16 protein-coding genes are annotated in these 17,123 nt (G+C 63.0%); 7 read left to right on the top strand and 9 right to left on the bottom strand.

The features are described from left to right. The first annotated feature begins 170 nt into the window (after window positions 1–170). Window positions 171–776: a PRC-barrel domain-containing protein gene (locus Tal182_RS04430; RefSeq protein ID WP_085858225.1), complete on the top strand. Its 606-nt coding sequence runs from the start codon at window positions 171–173 to the stop codon at window positions 774–776. Between the two features lie 117 nt (window positions 777–893). On the opposite strand, the gene Tal182_RS04425 is transcribed toward Tal182_RS04430, so the two are convergent. Both Tal182_RS04425 and Tal182_RS04420 read right to left on the bottom strand, forming a co-directional pair. Further along, entirely contained in the window at window positions 894–2,258 is a 1,365-nt protein-coding gene (locus tag Tal182_RS04425; RefSeq protein WP_085858223.1) for an EAL domain-containing protein, read from the bottom strand. 145 nt (window positions 2,259–2,403) lie between these two features. After that, entirely contained in the window at window positions 2,404–4,131 is a 1,728-nt protein-coding gene (locus tag Tal182_RS04420) for a response regulator (protein ID WP_085858221.1), read from the bottom strand. A gap of 183 nt (window positions 4,132–4,314) precedes the next feature. On the opposite strand from Tal182_RS04420, the gene mutL reads away from it, so the two are divergent. From mutL to Tal182_RS04405, 3 genes are all read left to right on the top strand, one after another. Next, window positions 4,315–6,147, top strand: a complete 1,833-nt coding sequence (gene mutL / locus Tal182_RS04415; RefSeq protein WP_085858219.1) for a DNA mismatch repair endonuclease MutL — start codon at window positions 4,315–4,317, stop codon at window positions 6,145–6,147. 67 nt (window positions 6,148–6,214) lie between these two features. Further along, window positions 6,215–6,445 carry a DUF2093 domain-containing protein gene (locus Tal182_RS04410; protein ID WP_010010632.1) on the top strand — a complete coding sequence of 77 codons (231 nt, stop codon included), beginning with the start codon at window positions 6,215–6,217 and terminating at the stop codon, window positions 6,443–6,445. Window positions 6,446–6,559: 114 nt separating this feature from the next. Next, window positions 6,560–7,508, top strand: a protein-coding gene (locus Tal182_RS04405; protein WP_094299087.1) for an IS630 family transposase whose coding sequence is annotated in 2 segments (ribosomal slippage) — window positions 6,560–6,895 and window positions 6,897–7,508 — 948 coding nt in all. Because the reading frame shifts where the segments join, the coding sequence is not laid out codon by codon here. On the opposite strand, the gene lpxK is transcribed toward Tal182_RS04405, so the two are convergent. From lpxK to Tal182_RS04375, 6 genes are all read right to left on the bottom strand, one after another. After that, window positions 7,498–8,535 (bottom strand): tetraacyldisaccharide 4'-kinase, encoded by a 1,038-nt coding sequence (lpxK, locus tag Tal182_RS04400; protein WP_085858217.1) that lies wholly within the window; start codon window positions 8,533–8,535, stop codon window positions 7,498–7,500. The two genes, Tal182_RS04405 and lpxK, sit on opposite strands and share 11 nt — an antisense overlap. Before the next feature lie 90 nt (window positions 8,536–8,625). Beyond that, window positions 8,626–9,348 (bottom strand): HAD family hydrolase, encoded by a 723-nt coding sequence (locus tag Tal182_RS04395; RefSeq protein WP_085858215.1) that lies wholly within the window; start codon window positions 9,346–9,348, stop codon window positions 8,626–8,628. A gap of 9 nt (window positions 9,349–9,357) precedes the next feature. Further along, window positions 9,358–10,677 (bottom strand): lipid IV(A) 3-deoxy-D-manno-octulosonic acid transferase, encoded by a 1,320-nt coding sequence (waaA, locus tag Tal182_RS04390; RefSeq protein WP_064800826.1) that lies wholly within the window; start codon window positions 10,675–10,677, stop codon window positions 9,358–9,360. A 159-nt stretch (window positions 10,678–10,836) separates the two neighbouring features. Next, entirely contained in the window at window positions 10,837–11,085 is a 249-nt protein-coding gene (locus Tal182_RS04385) for a DUF4170 domain-containing protein (protein ID WP_064800825.1), read from the bottom strand. Between the two features lie 62 nt (window positions 11,086–11,147). Beyond that, window positions 11,148–11,957 carry a 3'(2'),5'-bisphosphate nucleotidase CysQ gene (locus tag Tal182_RS04380; protein WP_085858213.1) on the bottom strand — a complete coding sequence of 270 codons (810 nt, stop codon included), beginning with the start codon at window positions 11,955–11,957 and terminating at the stop codon, window positions 11,148–11,150. A gap of 29 nt (window positions 11,958–11,986) precedes the next feature. Beyond that, complete coding sequence (locus Tal182_RS04375; RefSeq protein ID WP_085858212.1) at window positions 11,987–13,333, bottom strand: TldD/PmbA family protein; 1,347 nt, start codon at window positions 13,331–13,333, stop codon at window positions 11,987–11,989. 119 nt (window positions 13,334–13,452) lie between these two features. Between Tal182_RS04375 and Tal182_RS04370 the strand changes: the two genes are divergently transcribed. The 3 genes from Tal182_RS04370 to Tal182_RS04360 all read left to right on the top strand — a co-directional run bounded on the left by Tal182_RS04370 (window position 13,453) and on the right by Tal182_RS04360 (window position 16,243). Next, window positions 13,453–15,267, top strand: a complete 1,815-nt coding sequence (locus Tal182_RS04370) for a monovalent cation:proton antiporter-2 (CPA2) family protein (protein WP_085858211.1) — start codon at window positions 13,453–13,455, stop codon at window positions 15,265–15,267. Window positions 15,268–15,388: 121 nt separating this feature from the next. Further along, window positions 15,389–15,760, top strand: coding sequence for a VOC family protein (locus Tal182_RS04365; protein WP_064800821.1), 372 nt, complete (start codon window positions 15,389–15,391; stop codon window positions 15,758–15,760). 3 nt (window positions 15,761–15,763) lie between these two features. Beyond that, a complete protein-coding gene (locus tag Tal182_RS04360) occupies window positions 15,764–16,243 on the top strand; it encodes an EVE domain-containing protein (RefSeq protein WP_064800820.1) in 480 nt (159 codons plus the stop codon). Here Tal182_RS04360 and Tal182_RS04355 read toward each other — a convergent pair. Next, entirely contained in the window at window positions 16,232–17,113 is an 882-nt protein-coding gene (locus Tal182_RS04355) for a patatin-like phospholipase family protein (protein WP_085858209.1), read from the bottom strand. The genes Tal182_RS04360 and Tal182_RS04355 overlap by 12 nt on opposite strands. Window positions 17,114–17,123: the final 10 nt, after the last annotated feature.

Raw genomic sequence — 17,123 nt, 5'->3', positions numbered from 1 at the left:
TTTTCGTTTCGGGCCGTTCGCCAATAAAAGTTCCGTGATAATCGAGAAATTTTCCGTGTTTTCAACCGGAACCAATCGGCGCACCGCTCATTTTCCCTTCGAACCGGCGCGGCAAGGATGATGCATTGCCGAGTCAGCGATCACTCTAGGGAAATGAAAGTAGGTTCGAAATGACAAGCAAACTTTTGACGACCGTTGCCGCTGGCGCGCTGTTTGCCACGGCTTTCGCACCGGCGGCATTCTCGCAGACGGCGCCGCAGCCTGCCGATCCCGCCGCGACCAATCAGGCAGCGCCAGCCGATCCGGCTGCCCCCAAGCCGGTCACCCCTGATGTCACCAAGCCCGCAGGCGACGCTGCACAGGCTCCGGCTGCAAAACCGAGCACGGATGTCGCTCAAGGTACCTATCTGACGGAGCAGGCTCCGGACCAGGTCAGCGCCAACACCTATATCGGTCAGTCGGTCTACAACGCCAACAATGAAAGCATCGGTAGCATCAACGACCTGATCATGAAAAAGGATGGCGGCATCGTTGCTGCGATCGTCGGCGTCGGCGGCTTCCTCGGCATCGGCGAAAAGGATGTCGCCGTTCCGATGGAGAAAATCACCATCGCCCAGAATACCCAGGATGGCAGTCTCAAGCTGACAACCAGCGAGACCGCTGAATCGCTGAAGGCTGCGCCCGAGTTCAAGACGCTGGCAATGCAGTCTGCAGAGAAGGCCCCGGCCGCAACCGGCACCGATACGACGGCAACCGGTTCGACCACGCCTAAGTAAACCGCGCGCGCGGTAGTATAGCGTAGGTGATGGCGCTCCTGGGGGCGCCATCGCTGTTTGGTGATCGCTTGACGCAATCCCGGACGCAAAACCGCTGCGCACTTTTGCTGGGATAGCTTATGCGCTGACGCGTTCGGCGGGCGCCATATCGTAATAGTTCTCGTGCAGGAAGCGCAGCGTGGCGATGCCATCGGCCGGGCGGCCGAAATGGTAGCCCTGGCCCATGCCGCAGCCGAGTGTGCGCAGCTTCACCGCCTCGGCATAATCCTCGATGCCTTCGGCCACGACTTCCAGCTCCAAGCCTTCGCACATGGAAAGGATCGCCTTGATGATGTGTTCGGAGGCGCGGTCGGAATTGATGCGCGAGACGAAGGCGCGGTCGATCTTGATCTTGTCGAAGATGAAGTCGCGCAGACGCCCGAGGCTCGACTGGCCCGTGCCGAAATCGTCGAGGGAGATGCGAACGCCGGCGGCGCGCAGATCGGCGATGATGCGATGGGCGGTATCGGCCGAACCCATCACCGCCGTCTCGGTGATTTCCAGTTCCAGGCGGTGCGGATCGAAACCAACCCGGCCGAGGATCGACAGGATGCTGCCGCTCGTGCCGGGATCCATCAGCTGCGCCGAAGAGAGGTTGAAGGACAGGAAGAGTTCGCGCGGCCAGGACAAGGCTGCTTCGGCGGCCTTGCGAAGCAGGGCCTCCGACAGGGCGTCGATGAAACCGCGCTCTTCGGCGAGCGGCACGAAGACGCCGGGGGACACGAAACCGAGATCGGGATCGTTCCAGCGGGCGAGCGCCTCGAAGCCGACGACCTGATTGTTGCCGAGCGAGACGATCGGCTGGAAATGAACGTCGATCGCGTCGGAGATGATCGCATTTCTGAGCGCCTGCTCCAGCTGTGTCGCGCGCTTCATCTCCTGGGCGATTTCACGCGAATAGACGGTGATCTGGCCGCGGCCGCGACGCTTGGAACGATAGAGGGCGGTTTCGGCGCTCTTCAACAGTTCCTCGCAATCCTCTCCGGCGAACGGGTAGATGGCGAAGCCGAAGGAGGCGGAGAGACGGACATTGCGGTCGCCGAGGTCATAGGGCGCCGACAGCACCTCGCGGATCATCTGGCCGAATTTTTCGGCGCTCGCCCGCTCGAAGATCAACGGCAGCACGAAGGCGAATTCGTCACCATCGTGACGGGTGACCAGCGCCCCGTCCGGAATGCAGGCCCTGAGCCGATGGGCGACCTGGCAAAGGATCTCATCGCCGGCCGAGGAGCCAAAAAGATCGTTGATCGGCTTGAAGCTGTCGAGATTGGCGATGCCGATCGTGAAGGGAGCGGGATCGCTGACGCGCTCGGCAGAGATCTGCAGCACCTTGTCGCGCATGCGATTGCGGTTTCCCAACCCGGTCAGCGGATCGGTATAAGCCATCGCCTGAAGCTCATTGTGACTCACGGTCAAGGAAGCTGTTTCCGCCGATTTCATCATCCAAACCCGAGCTTCCCTCCGCAGCCGAGGAGAGAATGACCGGCATTTCTTAACAATTCGCTAGTAAATCAGCTGCCTTGACGGGCTGATCTACCCAGATTTGGGGAGATTGCGGTATACGGGAGACGGCGACCGGACTTCCGTCTCATCCGCTCGCTCGAACCGGCGCAGCCCCTTCCGTCAGGTATTTCTGAAATATCGTCTCCAGCATGTCGGGACTGACGGGCTTCATGATGACGTCGTCCATGCCCGATTTGGCGCATTCGGCGCGATCGCGCTCGAAGGCCTGGGTCAGCACGCCGATGATCGGCGTGCGGGCTGCGCGGCCGGCTTCCTCCATCTGTCGGATCAGGCGCGCCGCCTCGAAGCCGTTGAAGCCCGGCAGCGAAATGTCCATCAGCACCACGCCGGGCCGGTGTTCGGCCCAGAGGCGCACGACCTCGTCGCCGGTCGCAGCGATCATATGACGATAGCCGAGGCCCTCGAGGATCTGTGAAAACACGATCTGATTGATATCGTTGTCTTCGGCGACGAGAACCTGCAGGCCGGCAGTATCGTCGGAAGTGCTGATTTCCCAATCCGCGTCCGCCCCGCTGCCGTTGTTGCGGCTGTTGCGATTGAAATGGCGGGCGATCTGGAAGGTGAGCTCGTTGGCGATCTGAAAGCCGTCCATGACGAGCGCCGGAATTCCGTATTGCTCGGCGAGCTCGAGGCAGCGCATGCCCATCTGATTGTCGATGATCAGCAGATCGAGCGAAATGCCGGAGGAGGTGGCGATTTCCAGGAACCGCTCCTCTTCATCCTCGCCGCGCACCGAGCAGGATTCGAAACCGTATTTCGTCAGCGTCCGCAGAGCGGCGGTCTCGGCGGCAAGGTCGGCGGTGACGACGAGAATCTTGCGGCCGGAGAAATTCTCCGGAACGATCGCCTCCATCGCCGCCGGCTCGCGGCGCTCCACCGCGCTCGGCACCGGCACATAGGCGCGGCGATAACTCTGGTTGGTGGAGGCGGTGATCGCCGAGGCGCGGTCGAACTCCTCGAGATCGGCGCCGTCGCGCGGCAGGTCCTGCATGGTCGACACCAGGAAATAGCGGCCGGGCTTGCCGATGCGATGCTTGCGGCTGACGATGTCGCGCTCGATGCCGTCGCGGGAGATCTGCCGCTGGCGGGAGATCGACATCTCGCCGGTTTCCAGCACGTGACGATCGCTTTCTTCGAAGCGCTTGGCGATCTCGGGTGAGAAGAGATCGCCGCTCTTGCGCCCGAGCACCTCGTCGGCGCTCCTCTGGTATTTCTCACAAAAGGCGAGGTTCACCGCGACATAGGTGAGGTTGCGATCCTTGACGAAAAGCGGGAACGGCAGGTTATCGAGAATGTCTTCGGTGAGTTGCACCCGCTCCATGTCCGAGCGCCACTGCTCCTCGCGCTTCTTGTCCTCGGAAATGTCGGAGACGACGGTGACGCCGTAACCGCCCGGCAGCCTGCGCTTGACGAAGCGGACCCAGCTGTCGGCGCCATGTCGCTCGACGGATTCGAAGCGTTCGCGCCAATGCGAGGCGATTTTCTGCGACAGCCAGTCCTCGCGGCTGAGCGAGCCGCTCTGCCTGATATATTGCTGGCGAACGCCGGTATCGTAGATCGCGCCCAGGAAATCGCGCAGCCGGATGCCTGGCTTCAGCATCTCGGACGGCAAGGGGAAGAATTCGAGAATCTGGCGGCTTGCGAAGATCAGATGATCGTTCTTGTCGTAGATGATGAACGCTGCCGAAAGGCTGTCGCATACCGCATCGAAGAGCGCCGTCTGCAGATCGGCTCCGGCGAGAGTCCCGTCGGTCTCTGATGATGTGTCCGCCTTTTCGAAGCCGGCACTCATTCCATTTCGTCCCACATCTGTTTGATTTCGCGGCTTCCGGAGGGTATTGATTAGAAATGCCATTTTTCTGTTAAAACCGGCTTAACACTGCCAATCCCCGAATTCGGGGCAGCCGCGGATCACAGTTTTGCCAAGCGATCGGAAAGCCCTTCCCTCCAGGCCGCGAATCCCCGAAAATAGCCCATGGCCATCAGACAGCTTTCCGAAACGCTCATCAACCAGATCGCCGCCGGCGAAGTCATTGAACGGCCGGCGAGCGCTGCCAAGGAATTGATCGAAAACGCGCTCGATGCGGGGGCGAAGCGCATCGAGATCGCCACGGCAGGCGGCGGCAAGGCGCTGCTGCGGGTCAGCGACAACGGCTCCGGCATGGACGCCGGCGATCTGGAGCTGGCAATCAGGCGCCACTGCACCTCGAAGATCTCCGAGACGCTCGAGGATATCAGAACGCTCGGCTTCCGCGGCGAGGCGCTGCCTTCGATCGGGTCCGTGGCCAGGCTCAGCATCGCAAGCCGCAAGCGCGACAGCGCCGGCGGCCACGAGATCGCCGTTGCCGGCGGCAAGGTCCTGCATCTGAGGCCGGCCGCCGCCAATCCCGGCACGATCGTCGAAGTCCGCGACCTGTTCTTCGCCACGCCGGCGCGGCTCAAATTCCTGAAGACGGAGAAGGCCGAAGCCGGCGCCATTACCGAGATCGTCAAACGCATGGCGATCGCCTTTCCCGCCGTGCGCTTCGTGCTGTCCGGCTCTGACCGCGCAACGCTGGAATTTCCGGCGACGGGCGACGATCATCTGGCGCGCATGGCGCAGGTTCTCGGCAAGGAATTCAGCGACAACGCCATTGCGCTCGACGCCGTACGCGAGGACATCGCGCTGACCGGCTTTGCCGGCGTGCCGACCTTCAATCGCGGCAACTCCGCCCATCAATATGCCTTCGTCAACGGCCGCCCAGTGCAGGACAAGCTGATCCTCTCGGCGATCCGCGGCGCCTATGCCGAGACGATCCCGTCCGGGCGCTATCCGGTGGCAGTGCTGTCGATCGCTCTCGATCCGGCCCTCGTCGACGTCAACGTGCATCCGGCCAAGTCCGACGTGCGCTTCCGCGATCCCGGGCTGGTGCGCGGCCTGATCGTCGGCGCCATCCGCGAGGCGCTCGCGCGCGACGGCAGCCGGGCGGCAACGACCGGCGCGAGTGATATGCTGCGCGCCTTCCGCCCCGGTTTCCCGCCCTATGGGCAGCGGCCACAGGCGCCGTGGTCGGCGGAGACCTCCCCTTCCCGCCCCTACCAGCCGGCACCGGCTTTTTCCGAACGGCCGCAGGCATCCTTCGACGGTCTGTCGATGCCGACCGCACGGGCCGAGCCGCAATTTTCTCCCGACCCCGTGTCTCCCGGCCTGGCCTCTCCTCGCCCGGCCGCGCCGGAACCCGTCGGGCGTTATCCGCTCGGCGCGGCACGGGCGCAGATCCACGCCAATTATATCGTCGCCCAGACAGAGGACGGGCTCGTCATCGTCGATCAGCATGCGGCGCATGAGCGGCTGGTGTTCGAGGCGATGCGCAAGGCGCTGCATTCGAAGCGGCTGGCCTCGCAGGTGCTGCTCATTCCAGAGATCGTCGACATTCCGGAAGAAGATTGCGACCGGCTGATGCTGCATGCGGCAGAGTTTGCCGAACTCGGTCTGGCGATCGAGCGCTTCGGTCCCGGGGCGATCGCGGTGCGCGAAACGCCGGCCATGCTCGGCGAGGTCGACGCCCATGGCCTGATCCGCCAGCTTGCCGACGAGATCGCCGAATGGGATACGGCGTCGGGCCTGTCGGCCAAGCTCGAATATGTGGCGGCGACCATGGCCTGCCATGGATCGGTTCGCTCCGGCCGGCGGCTGCGGCCGGAGGAAATGAACGCGCTGCTGAGGGAAATGGAAGTAACACCCGGCTCCGGTCAGTGCAATCACGGCCGGCCGACCTATATCGAATTGAAGCTCAGCGATATCGAGCGGCTTTTCGGCAGAAGCTGAAAAAGCTGGCAAAGCCCTTCATGCGGGAGTATGGCAGACGGATGACAAGTTGCAGGGAACGGAGCGCATGAATTTGTTCGAAGGGCACGGAAACCGCGAGGCGAAGATCCGCTATCTCGACGGCGATTTCCAGATTCTCTCGCCCGGCTCCTACGTCGTCTGCGCGATGACCGGAAAAAACATCCCGCTCGACGAGCTGCGCTACTGGAGCGTCGCCCGGCAGGAGCCCTATGCCGACGTAATCTCGGCGATCGAAGCCGACAAACGCGCCGGCGTGCTGCCGAACCAGCGACGTTAGCTCTTACCTTTCAATTCCCTTAGAGCGTTTCCGTTTTTTGTTGAATCCCGTGGGATTCCCAAGGCTTCGGATTTGTGATTCAAGATGCTGGCTGGAAAAGGAGGCCAGCATCGGATGACAGCACCTCTTTCGAATGATCTGCGCGAGCGCGTTGTGATGGCAATTGTCGCCGGTGAGAGCTGCCGATCCGTCGCTGCGCGGTTCGGGATTGCCGTGTCTTCGGCTGTGAAATGGTCGCAACGCTATCGGTCGAGCGGCTCGGTTGCGCCCTCAAAGATGGGCGGTCATCGCAAGTTCGTTCTTGCGCCACATCGCGCTTTCATCCTCGAGCGGCTCCACCAGACCCCGAATCTGTCGCTGCATGGACTGAAGGCGGAGTTGGCATCGAAGGGTGTAAAGGTCTCCCACGACACGATCTGGAAGTATCTACGCCGCGAAGGACTGCGCTTCAAAAAAAACGCTGTTTGCCCTTGAGCAGGCCCGCGCTGACATCGCTCGCCGCAGGCAACGCTGGCGCGGCTTGCAAGATCGTCTCGATCCCAAACGATTGGTCTTCATCGATGAAACCTGGATCAAGACCAATATGGCACCACTCTATGGCTGGGGAGAGAAAGGAAAGCGCTTGCGTGGCTTTGCCCCTCACGGCCATTGGCGCACTCTAACCTTCCTCGGGGCTCTCAGGTACGATCGTTTGACCGCCCCTTGCGTCTTCGACGGGCCGATCAACGGGCAATGCTTCCGCGCCTATGTCGAACAACTGCTTGTGCCGGTCCTCAAGCCTGGCGATATCGTCATCATGGACAACCTTGGCTCCCACAAGTCCGACGCTATCCGACAGATGATCCGAGCCGCCGGTGCGCGCCTCTGGTATCTGCCGCCATATTCTCCGGACCTCAATCCGATCGAGCAGGCCTTCTCAAAGGTAAAGCACTGGATGCGCCACGCCCAAAAGCGAACAATCGAGGACACCTGGAGGCACATCGGATTCCTCACCAGAGCCATTGCACCAGACGAATGCTCAAACTACTTCCGAAACGCAGGCTATGCTTCCGTTAAAAGCTGAAATGCTCTAGACGTCGCTCGCGACAGGCGACGATCGCCCGATCGATGATCAGGCTCGGGGCGAGGTGATCTTCGAAGATCATGTCGACTTCGATCACCCGGCATTTTTGCGCCAGTTGCTCCGCCTTGCCGTGATGGCCGGAGAGGCGAACGAAATCCTTCGACGTGGTGACGATCAGGAGGTCCTGGCGCTCGGCGGTCGTCAGGATATCGTCGATCTCCTCCTCGGTCAGGTGCTCGTGGTCGCCGAAGGTCTTGGCGACCACGATTTCGGCGCCGCGCGATTCGACGGTGCGGAAGAATTTGGCGGGATCGGCGATACCGGCGAAAGCAAGCACCTTGATGCCGGAAAGCCGGTCGTCGCCGCGCACCTTGAGCGAAGCGGTGAAATAGGGCTTTGCGGCGCGTGCCGCCATGCGGACGATGCCGTCGGCGGCATTGCCGCCGCCGACCTTCAGCAGCGCCGTCGCCGACCGCAGCTGCTGGCGGATCGGCGCGCGGACCGGGCCGGCCGGGACGATATGGCCGTTGCCAAGGCCGCGGGTCGCATCGATGACGAGCAGCGCATAGTCGATCGCCAGCCGGGCGCTCTGAAACCCATCATCCATGATGATGAGATCGGCGCCTTCCGCGACCAGACGCCGAGCACCGTCGACGCGCCGGCGGGAAATCACCGTCAGCGCCTCCTGGGCGAGCAACAGCGGTTCATCGCCGACGGCGACCGCCCGGTGATGATGGGGATCGACCACCGTCGTCACGTCGAGCGAGCCGCCGTAACCTCTGCTGAGAAAGCCGGGCTTCAGGCCTTTCGCCTTGGCGGCGCGGGCGAGCGTCAGCGCCGTGGGCGTCTTGCCGGCGCCGCCGACGGTGAAATTGCCGACGCAGATGACGGGAACGGAAACCGAGGCACGGCGCGCATGGGCCATGCGATGGCCGGCGATACGGCCGTAAAGAAAGGACAGCGGCGCCAGCAGCCAAGCCCGCCAATCGGCTTTCCTCCACCAGAACGGCGGCGCTTCTGAAATCATTTTGCCGTCCCGCTCCCCGCCCGGCCAGAGAATTTCGTTTTCCGGCCGGATTGAGAAGTTAAAATCGATGAAAATGCAAGCCTTTACCGATCAGGCCGGCTGCAGATCGGGCAGCAGCGTCTCAAGGGCGGTGATGTCGTCGAGCACATGATCGGCCGCCGCAGCAAGGGAATCGCGCGAGCCGGTTCCCGTCAACACGGCGATCCTCAGTCCCGTACCGGCATTCAGGCCCATGTGCAGATCGTGATTGTTGTCGCCGACCATTGCGACCTCTTCAGGCAAAAGACCGGTCGCAGCGCAGAAGCCGAGCACCATGCCCGGCTCCGGCTTGACGCCGAAGCCGCTGTCGTAGCCGGCGATATAATCGACATAGCGGGCGAAACCGAAGCGCTCCGCCGTCTGGCGGATGGAGCGCTCATTGTCGCTGGAGGCAACACCTAGCTTGAAACCGCGCCGATGCAGCCTTGCGAAAAAGCCGGCAAGGTCGGTCACCGGCACGGAAAATTCAGCGGCGCCGGAAAAGAGGTCGTCGAGACGGATCGTCAACTCCCCGATATCGACCATCGATCCGGCGGCGACGAGACCCTCGGCGATCTGCCTTGTATTGCCGGCGGCGAGCAGGCTGTCGGGAACGATATGGCCGCTGACCGGATCCATGCCGCAGGCGGACAGCAGCCGGTCGGCCAGAAGCGGGTCGCCTTCAGCGGCGATGCGGGCAAGCTCGCGATTGACCGGCAGCCAGCTCTCATCATAGTCGAGCAGCGTGCCGTCCTTGTCGAAGAGGATGCCTTTGATGTGCGCCGGGCCCGACATCGCGTCTCCTCAGACCTGGGCCGCGGCCTTGGGCAACAAACGCGCCTTGACCGTCAGCGGATTGATATAGGGTTCGAGCCCCTTCACCGTCGCCGACAGCGCGCCGCGCATCTCGTGCACGGTGGCGACGCCGGCCTCAATCATGTTACGGCGGGCGCCATCGTTGGTCAGCAGGTAATGCACGCCCTTGGCCAGCATTTCGGTATCGCGCACCATGCGGGCGCTGCCGCTGCGGGCGAGCTTCTGATAGGCCTCGCGGAAATTCTGCACATTGCCGCCGGAGAGGATGGCGCAGCCGAGCATGGCAGGCTCCAACGGGTTCTGACCGCCTTCGGCAAAGAGCGAACGGCCGACGAAAGCAATTTCAGTCAGACGGAGATAAAGCCCCATTTCGCCGATCGTATCGCCGAGAAAGATATCGACATCGGCGGAGAGGACATCGTCGCGGGTGCGGCGGGCGACTTTCAACCCCTGCTTGACGAGCGCTGCCTCAATCTCGTCGCTGCGCTCGGGATGGCGGGGCACGATGATGGTCAATTGACGATCGCGCTCCTTCAGGGCGCGATGGACGATGCCGGCAGCATTCTCCTCGCCGTCGAAGGTGGAGATCGCCGCCCAGGTTTTGCGATCGCCGATCTGCTTCTTGTAGCGGGCGAAGACAGCGCTGTCATAAGGCGGCGCGTCGGTATCGACCTTCAGATTGCCCGAGGTGATGACGGGAACGGCACCGAGATCGCGGAATCGCTCGGCATCGACATCGGATTGGGCGATGACGAGGGCGAGGTTCTCGAACAAGGCCTCCGCAATCGACGGGCGGCGGCGCCAGCGGGCAAAGGAGCGGTCCGACATGCGGGCATTGACCAGGATCTGCGGGATGCGGCGACGGCCGAGTTCCAGCACGGTCGCCGGCCAGATCTCGGATTCGGCGATGATGGCGCAATCGGGCTGCCAATAATCGAGGAAGCGGCTGACGGAGGGTTTCAGATCCAGCGGCACATATTGATGGATCGCCTCCTGGCCGAGGCGCTCGGCGGCGAGCCTGGCGGAGGTGATGGTGCCGGTGGTCAGGATGACATGGATATCGCGGCGGCGGATTTCGCGGATCAGCGGAATGACGGCATTGGTTTCGCCCACACTTGCGGCATGGAACCAGACGAGCGGGCCCTGCGGCCGATTGGCGCTTGGATAGCCGAAGCGCTCCAGGCGGCGCGCCCGGTCTTCCTTGCCCTTGGCCGTGCGGTAGGTCAGATAGAGGCCGACGACCGGAGAAGCGATGGTTCCCGCCAGACGGTATGTGCTCAGACCGAGCCGCGCCATGCGGGAGCTCATCGCGCCAGCCTCCGACCCAAGACGATCGACATCAAACCCATTCCCTTATTATCGTTGCGGCCGGAATGGCCGATCAATTTGTTCAGAATGCGTCAAACGATCCGGATCGACGGGCGCCCGATGCACAAAGGCCCGCTCGGCTGGCGGCGGCTGCCGAGGTCAGTTGCCCCCAGCCTTTTGCTGCGGATCGAGCAGACGGTGCATGTGGACGATGAAATAGCGCATATGCGCATTGTCGACCGTCTGCTGCGCCTTCGCCTTCCAGGCCGTCAGCGCCGTGGCATAGTCGGGAAAGATGCCGACGATATCGAGGCCGTTCAGATCACGGAACTGGACATCTTCGAGGCTTTTCAGTTCGCCGCCAAAAACGAGGTGCAAAAGCTGCTTCTTGTCACCGGAGTCAGTCATTTTCTTGTTCTCTTTCTGCCTAGTTCCTCCGCCACCTCATCTGCGGGATTTTGACGGAAACGTCAACCGTCTCCTCGCCCGGCAAAGGCCGCGAGGAATTCATCGATGCGGGGCACCGGGGCCGCACAGAGGACCTTATGGGTGACGTCCGCCCTGTTATAGACGATCGGCTTGCCGTCGAGGTCGACGAGGCCGCCGCCGGCGCAGGCCAGAACGAGATCGGCGGCGGCAAGGTCCCAGTCATGCGAATTGCCCTTGACGAAGGTGCCTTCGAGACGGCCGTCCGCCACCATGGCGATGCGATAGGCAAGCGACGGGACATATTTCTCGCGTCTCACCCGGCCGCGGAAGGCCGGCGGAAATGTCTTCAACAGGTCTTCGCCGATCGCAAGCCGGCTCATCTCGTCCGGCCCGGCGGCCGAAACGGTGAAAGGCATGCCGTTCTTCAGCGCCACGCCGCCATCGACGGCCTCATAGAGCTCCTCGAGCGCCGGCGCATAGAGCACGCCGGCGACGGGGCGGCCGCGATGCACGACGGCGACGCTGACGCACCAGACCTTCTGTCCGCCGAGGAAGGCGCGGGTGCCGTCGATCGGATCGACGATGAACAGCGTCTCGCGCGAGAGGCGCTCTTCATCGTCCTCGGTTTCCTCCGACAGCCAGCCATAATCCGGCCGCGCCTTGCGCAGGATCGTTTCAAGCGTCTTGTTGGCGGCGAAATCGGCGGCGCTGACCGGAGAGCGGTCGCCGTTCTTCCACCAGACCTCGGGAGACTGGTTGAAGAAGCCGTAGGCGACCGCCCCGGCCTCCTTCGCAGCATCGGCGATCAAGGCGAGATCGCTCTGCCAGCGGAGCTTTTCCCTAACGCTCATCCCGTCATTCCATTCCTGCTGCCCCTTTTTTACTGCCCGGCGAGCGTCATGCCTTCGATCGCGAAGGTCGGAGCCGCGACGCCGAACTTGCGGTCGATGTCATTTGCCGGCGTCAGGCGCATGAACATGTCCTTGAGGTTCGAGGCGATCGTCACCTCGGACACCGGGAAAGTGAGTTCGCCGTTCTCGATCCAGAAGCCGGTGGCGCCACGGCTGTATTCGCCAGTGATCATATTGACACCGTGGCCGATCAGTTCGGTGACGTAAAAACCGTTGCCGATGCTGCGGAGCAGCTCCTCCGGCGAGATGTCGCCCGGCTCCAGCGCAAGATTGGTGGAAGACGGCGTGACGGCGCTGCCACCGCGCACGCCGCGGCCATTGGTCTCAAGGCCGAGTTCGCGGGCCGTCGAGGTCGAGAGGAACCAGTGCTTCAGGACACCGTCTTCGATCATGACAAGCCGCTCGCCGGACACGCCCTCACCGTCGAAAGGACGCGAGGAAGGCCCGCGCACGATCAGCGGATCGTCGGTGATCGACAGGCCTGACTTCAGCACCTGCTGACCCATCCTGTCACGCAGGAAGCTGGTCTTTCGGGCGACGGCAGCACCGTTGATCGCACCGGCGATATGGCCGACAAAACCGCGGGCGACGCGCGGATCGAAGACGACGGTGACGTTCTTGCCGGTCGGCACCTGGCGCGGATTGACGCGCTTGACCACCCGTTCGCCGGCGCGGCGGCCGATTTCGGAAGGATCGTCGAGCTCGGCGTAATAAAGCCGGCTGTCGAAATCATAGTCACGCTCCATGCCGGTGCCTTCGCCTGCGATGACGCTGACGGAGGTGCCGAAACGGGAGGCCATGTAGCTGCCTTGGAAACCGTGCGATGTGGCGAGAACGAGGCCGCCCATGCCGGCCGACGCGCCGGCGCCGGAGGAATTGGTGACGCCCGTGACCGCAAGGGCTGCCGTCTCGGCGGCAAGAGCGGCCTCGCGCAGCATCTCGGAGGACACTTCCGTGGCATCGAGCAATTGCAGGTCGGGATAGGACTTGGCAAGGTTCGCCTCGTCCGCCAGGCACGCGTATGGGTCTTCCGGCGAAACCTTGGCCATGGCGACGGCACGTTCGGCCAGCGCCTGGAGATCGAAGCCCGGATTGGCCGAAACGCTGGCGACGCGCTTGCCGATGAAGACGCGGAGCGAAAAATCGTCGCTTTCCGACGATTCCGTTCCCTCGACCTTGCCAAGCCGGACGCTGACCGATTGCGAGCGAGAGCGGACGACGACGGCGTCGGCAGCGTCGGCTCCTGCCTTCCTTGCCAGATCGATCAATTGACTTGCGCGGGAAAGAAGTGTCGAGGAATCGATTTCAGAGGACATGATTTGGCCTTTCCTTCGGCTTCCATTTATTGTGCACTCTCCCTGGCATCAAGGCCGCCGCCGCCGATTCTTCGTCAGGGCTGCCAGGATGTTTCCCGCCGTCGAAAGAAATTGTCAGCATGTCAGCGCCCAACGACCTTTTTTCCGAAACGATCCTGCTGCTCGGCGGCGCGGTTGTGGCGGCACCGATCTTCAAGAAGCTCGGGCTCGGCACGGTGCTCGGTTACCTCGCCGCCGGCATCGTCATCGGGCCGGTCTTCCACGGCATCACCGATGGCGAACAGATCCTTGCCGTCGCCGAGCTCGGCGTCGTCTTCCTGCTCTTCATCATCGGACTGGAGTTGAAACCCAGCCGCCTCTGGCAGATGCGGCGCGACATTTTCGGACTCGGCACGGCGCAGGTGGTGGTGACCGGGTTGGTGCTGACCGGGCTCGCCTGGTTTTCCCACGTCCTCGATTGGCGCGGCAGCATCGTCGCCGGCTTCGGCCTGGCGCTGTCCTCTACCGCCTTCGCCATGCAGATCCTCGAGGGCGACGGCGACGTCAACACGCGATATGGCCAGCGTTCCTTCTCGATGCTGCTGTTCCAGGATCTGGCGATCGTGCCACTCCTGGCGCTGATCACCGTTCTCGACGGCAGCGGCAAGGGCAGCAATGCGCCGCTTTCCGATTTTGCCGTGGCCTTCGGCGCCGTGGCGGCGATGATCGTCATGGGGCGCTATCTGCTGACGCCGCTCTTCCAGATCATCGCCCGCACCGGCGCGCGCGAGGCGATGATCGCGGCGGCGCTCTTCGTCGTCATGGGGTCGGCCAGCCTGATGCAGCTTGCCGGACTGTCGATGGCGATGGGCGCCTTCCTGTCCGGGGTGATGCTCGCCGAATCCTCCTATCGGCACGAGCTTGAGGCCGATATCGAGCCTTTCCGCGGCGTGCTGCTCGCTATCTTTTTCATCGCCGTCGGCCTGTCGCTGGAGCTCGGCGTCCTCCTCGACAATGCGCTCTTCGTCATCGTCACGGTGCCGATCGTCATGGCCGTCAAGGCGATCATCATCTACGGCCTCTGCCGGATATCAGGATCTCCGCACAACGATGCGATCCGCATCGCCTTCCTGCTGCCGCAGGGCGGCGAATTCGGCTTCGTGCTGTTCACCACGGCGGGCGTCGTCGGGTTGATGTCGACGAGCACGGCATCGTTGCTGGTCGCAATCGTCACGCTGTCGATGGCGCTGACGCCGATCGGCGCGGCGCTGTCGAAGCGGCTGCTCAATGGCGATGAACAGGAGGAGCTGGACGAGGATTTCGAAGGTGCCGGCGCCGACGTGCTGATGGTCGGCTTCTCCCGTTTCGGCCAGATCGCCGCCCAAATCCTGCTGGCCGGCGGGCGCAGCGTCACCGTCATCGATTTTTCCGCCGACCGCATCCGCCAGGCCTCCTCATTCGGCTTCCGCATCTATTTCGGCGACGGCACCCGCAAGGACGTGCTGCGCTCGGCCGGCATCGACCGGGCGAAAATCGTGCTCGTCTGCACGCAGAAGAAGGAAATCACCGACAAAGTGGTGGAGCTGGTGCAGGCCGACTATCCGCACACCCGCCTCTACGTCCGCTCCTACGACCGCATCCATTCGATCGAACTGCGCAACAAGGGGATCGATTACGAGCTGCGCGAGACGCTGGAATCGGGCCTGCTGTTCGGAAGACGGACGCTGGAGGCGCTCGGTGTCTCCGAAACCGACGCTTATGAAATCGGCGAGGACATCCGCAAGCGCGACGAGGCGCGGCTCGCCCTGCAGGTCTCCGAAGGGCTGCAGGCGGGGCGCGACATGCTGTTTTCCCATCCGGTGCGTCCCGAACCGCTGGTCAAGCCGAAGCGCGCCGCTGATCCCTTCGAGGACGATCCGCTGGCGGGAATCGCGGATGCGACGGCGGACGCATAAATCAGATCCGGCAAGCGCGACGCCCGAGCGGATCGACAAGCGGAAGGGACGGAGGCTGCTGCCAGAATCTGTCAGCATGTCTCTCTAGATATTCTCCTGCCCAACACACAGGAGGCTTATCGTGATCGACAGCAACAGCATTCTACTTTTCGTAACCGACGCGTCGAAGAGCGCCAGCTTTTATGCGCGGCTGCTCGGGCAGGATCCCGTGGAGGCCAGCCCGACCTTCGCAATGTTCATTCTGCCTTCGGGCCTGGCGCTCGGACTGTGGGGCAAGGCGGGCGTCGAGCCGGCGCCGGCGGCTGAGGGCGGCGGCTGCGAGGTCGGTTTCAAGGTCGCGACAGCAGACATGGTCGATAGGCTCCACACCGAATGGCAGGGCAAGAGCGCGGCGATCCTTCTGCCGCCGACCGACCTCGATTTCGGCCGTAGCTTTGTTGCTGCCGATCCCGACGGGCATCGCTTGCGCGTCTACAACGTGGCGGAGGACTGAACCATGTCCCGCAGCTGGATTGCCGTCGCATCAGCAAACCACGTGCGCATCGGGCGCGCAGCCGGGTTCATGCAAGTCTGTCACGGCAAGGCCGCTCCGCTTAAGCGGAGTGCGCCAGGCGACCGCGTGATTTACTATTCGCCGACTGAAACGTTTGGCGGCAAGGATCGCCTGCAGGCGTTCACGGCCATTGGCGTGATCGAAGAAACGGCGGCATATCAAGTGGAGGCTCACCTCGGCTTCCGCCCCTGGCGACGGGATGTCGCGTGGTGGCGGGCCATGGAAACGCCGATCCGACCACTGCTCGGTCGATTATCTTTCACGAGCGATCGGACCGGCTGGGGCTATCGGTTGCGCTTTGGGCTCTTCGAAATCGACAATGAGGATGCCGAGCTCATAGCCGAAGCGATGTTCGCTGAACCGCTCGTGCATGCCGCGCGGACGCAGACAACGGTGCCCATGCAAGGTTCTTTAGCGTTTTAGCCGCGCTTCGATCTCGCGGTCGAGAGCGAATTTCAGATCGTCCTTGACGCCGACGGACATGGCCAGCACTTCGCGGGCCTTGAGGAAATCCATGACGCCGGTGCGGCCGACCGTCGGGCGCAGGAAGATGTGCGGCTGGCAAAGCTTCAGCTTCAGCGAGATCGCCGTCTGCATCATCAGCTGACCGGAACCGAAGATGCTTTCCATGCGGTTCGGGATATGGGTGCCGTCGCCTTCCGGGGCGCCGACCACATCGATGCCGATGACGATGTCGGCAAGATCCATCAGGGGTTCATAGGGCACCGGATTGCTGATGCCGCCATCGATCATAACGCGGCCGCGCAGGCGCACCGGCATGAACACGGCGGGGATGGAGGACGAGGCGGCGAGTGCCGGAAACAGCTCGCCCTCTTCGATGATGACCTCGTTCTGTCCGTAATAATCCGTGGTGATGACCTTCGTTGGCACCAACAGATCTTCAAATCGGGCCGGCAGCTCGGACGGCAGGAAGGCTTTCAGGATCCGCTCCAGATTGAATTGGCCGATGCGGATGCCCTTGGCCACCGCATCGCGCACCGTTGCCGGCCGCATGCCCCAGATGCGGGCGACGACAGCCGTCTTGTTGCCGACGGTTGCCAGCGCATGTTCGCGGATTTCGGCGCCGGACATGCCGGCGGCCATGCCGGCCCCCATGATGGCGCCGATCGACGAACCCGCAATCGCTACCGGGCGGATGCCGAGCTCGTCGAGGGTTTCGATGATATGGATATGGGAAAGGCCGCGCGCGCCGCCACCGCCGAAGGCGACAGCGACGGTCGGCATATCGCTGATCGCAGGCAGTTTCGGACTGATGATCTCTGCCTGCTGCACGCCCCGCCCC

This window comes from Rhizobium sp. TAL182 (assembly GCF_002117725.1).
Lineage (GTDB): Bacteria > Pseudomonadota > Alphaproteobacteria > Rhizobiales > Rhizobiaceae > Rhizobium > Rhizobium esperanzae.
This window is presented reverse-complemented; position numbering and strand designations above follow the sequence as displayed.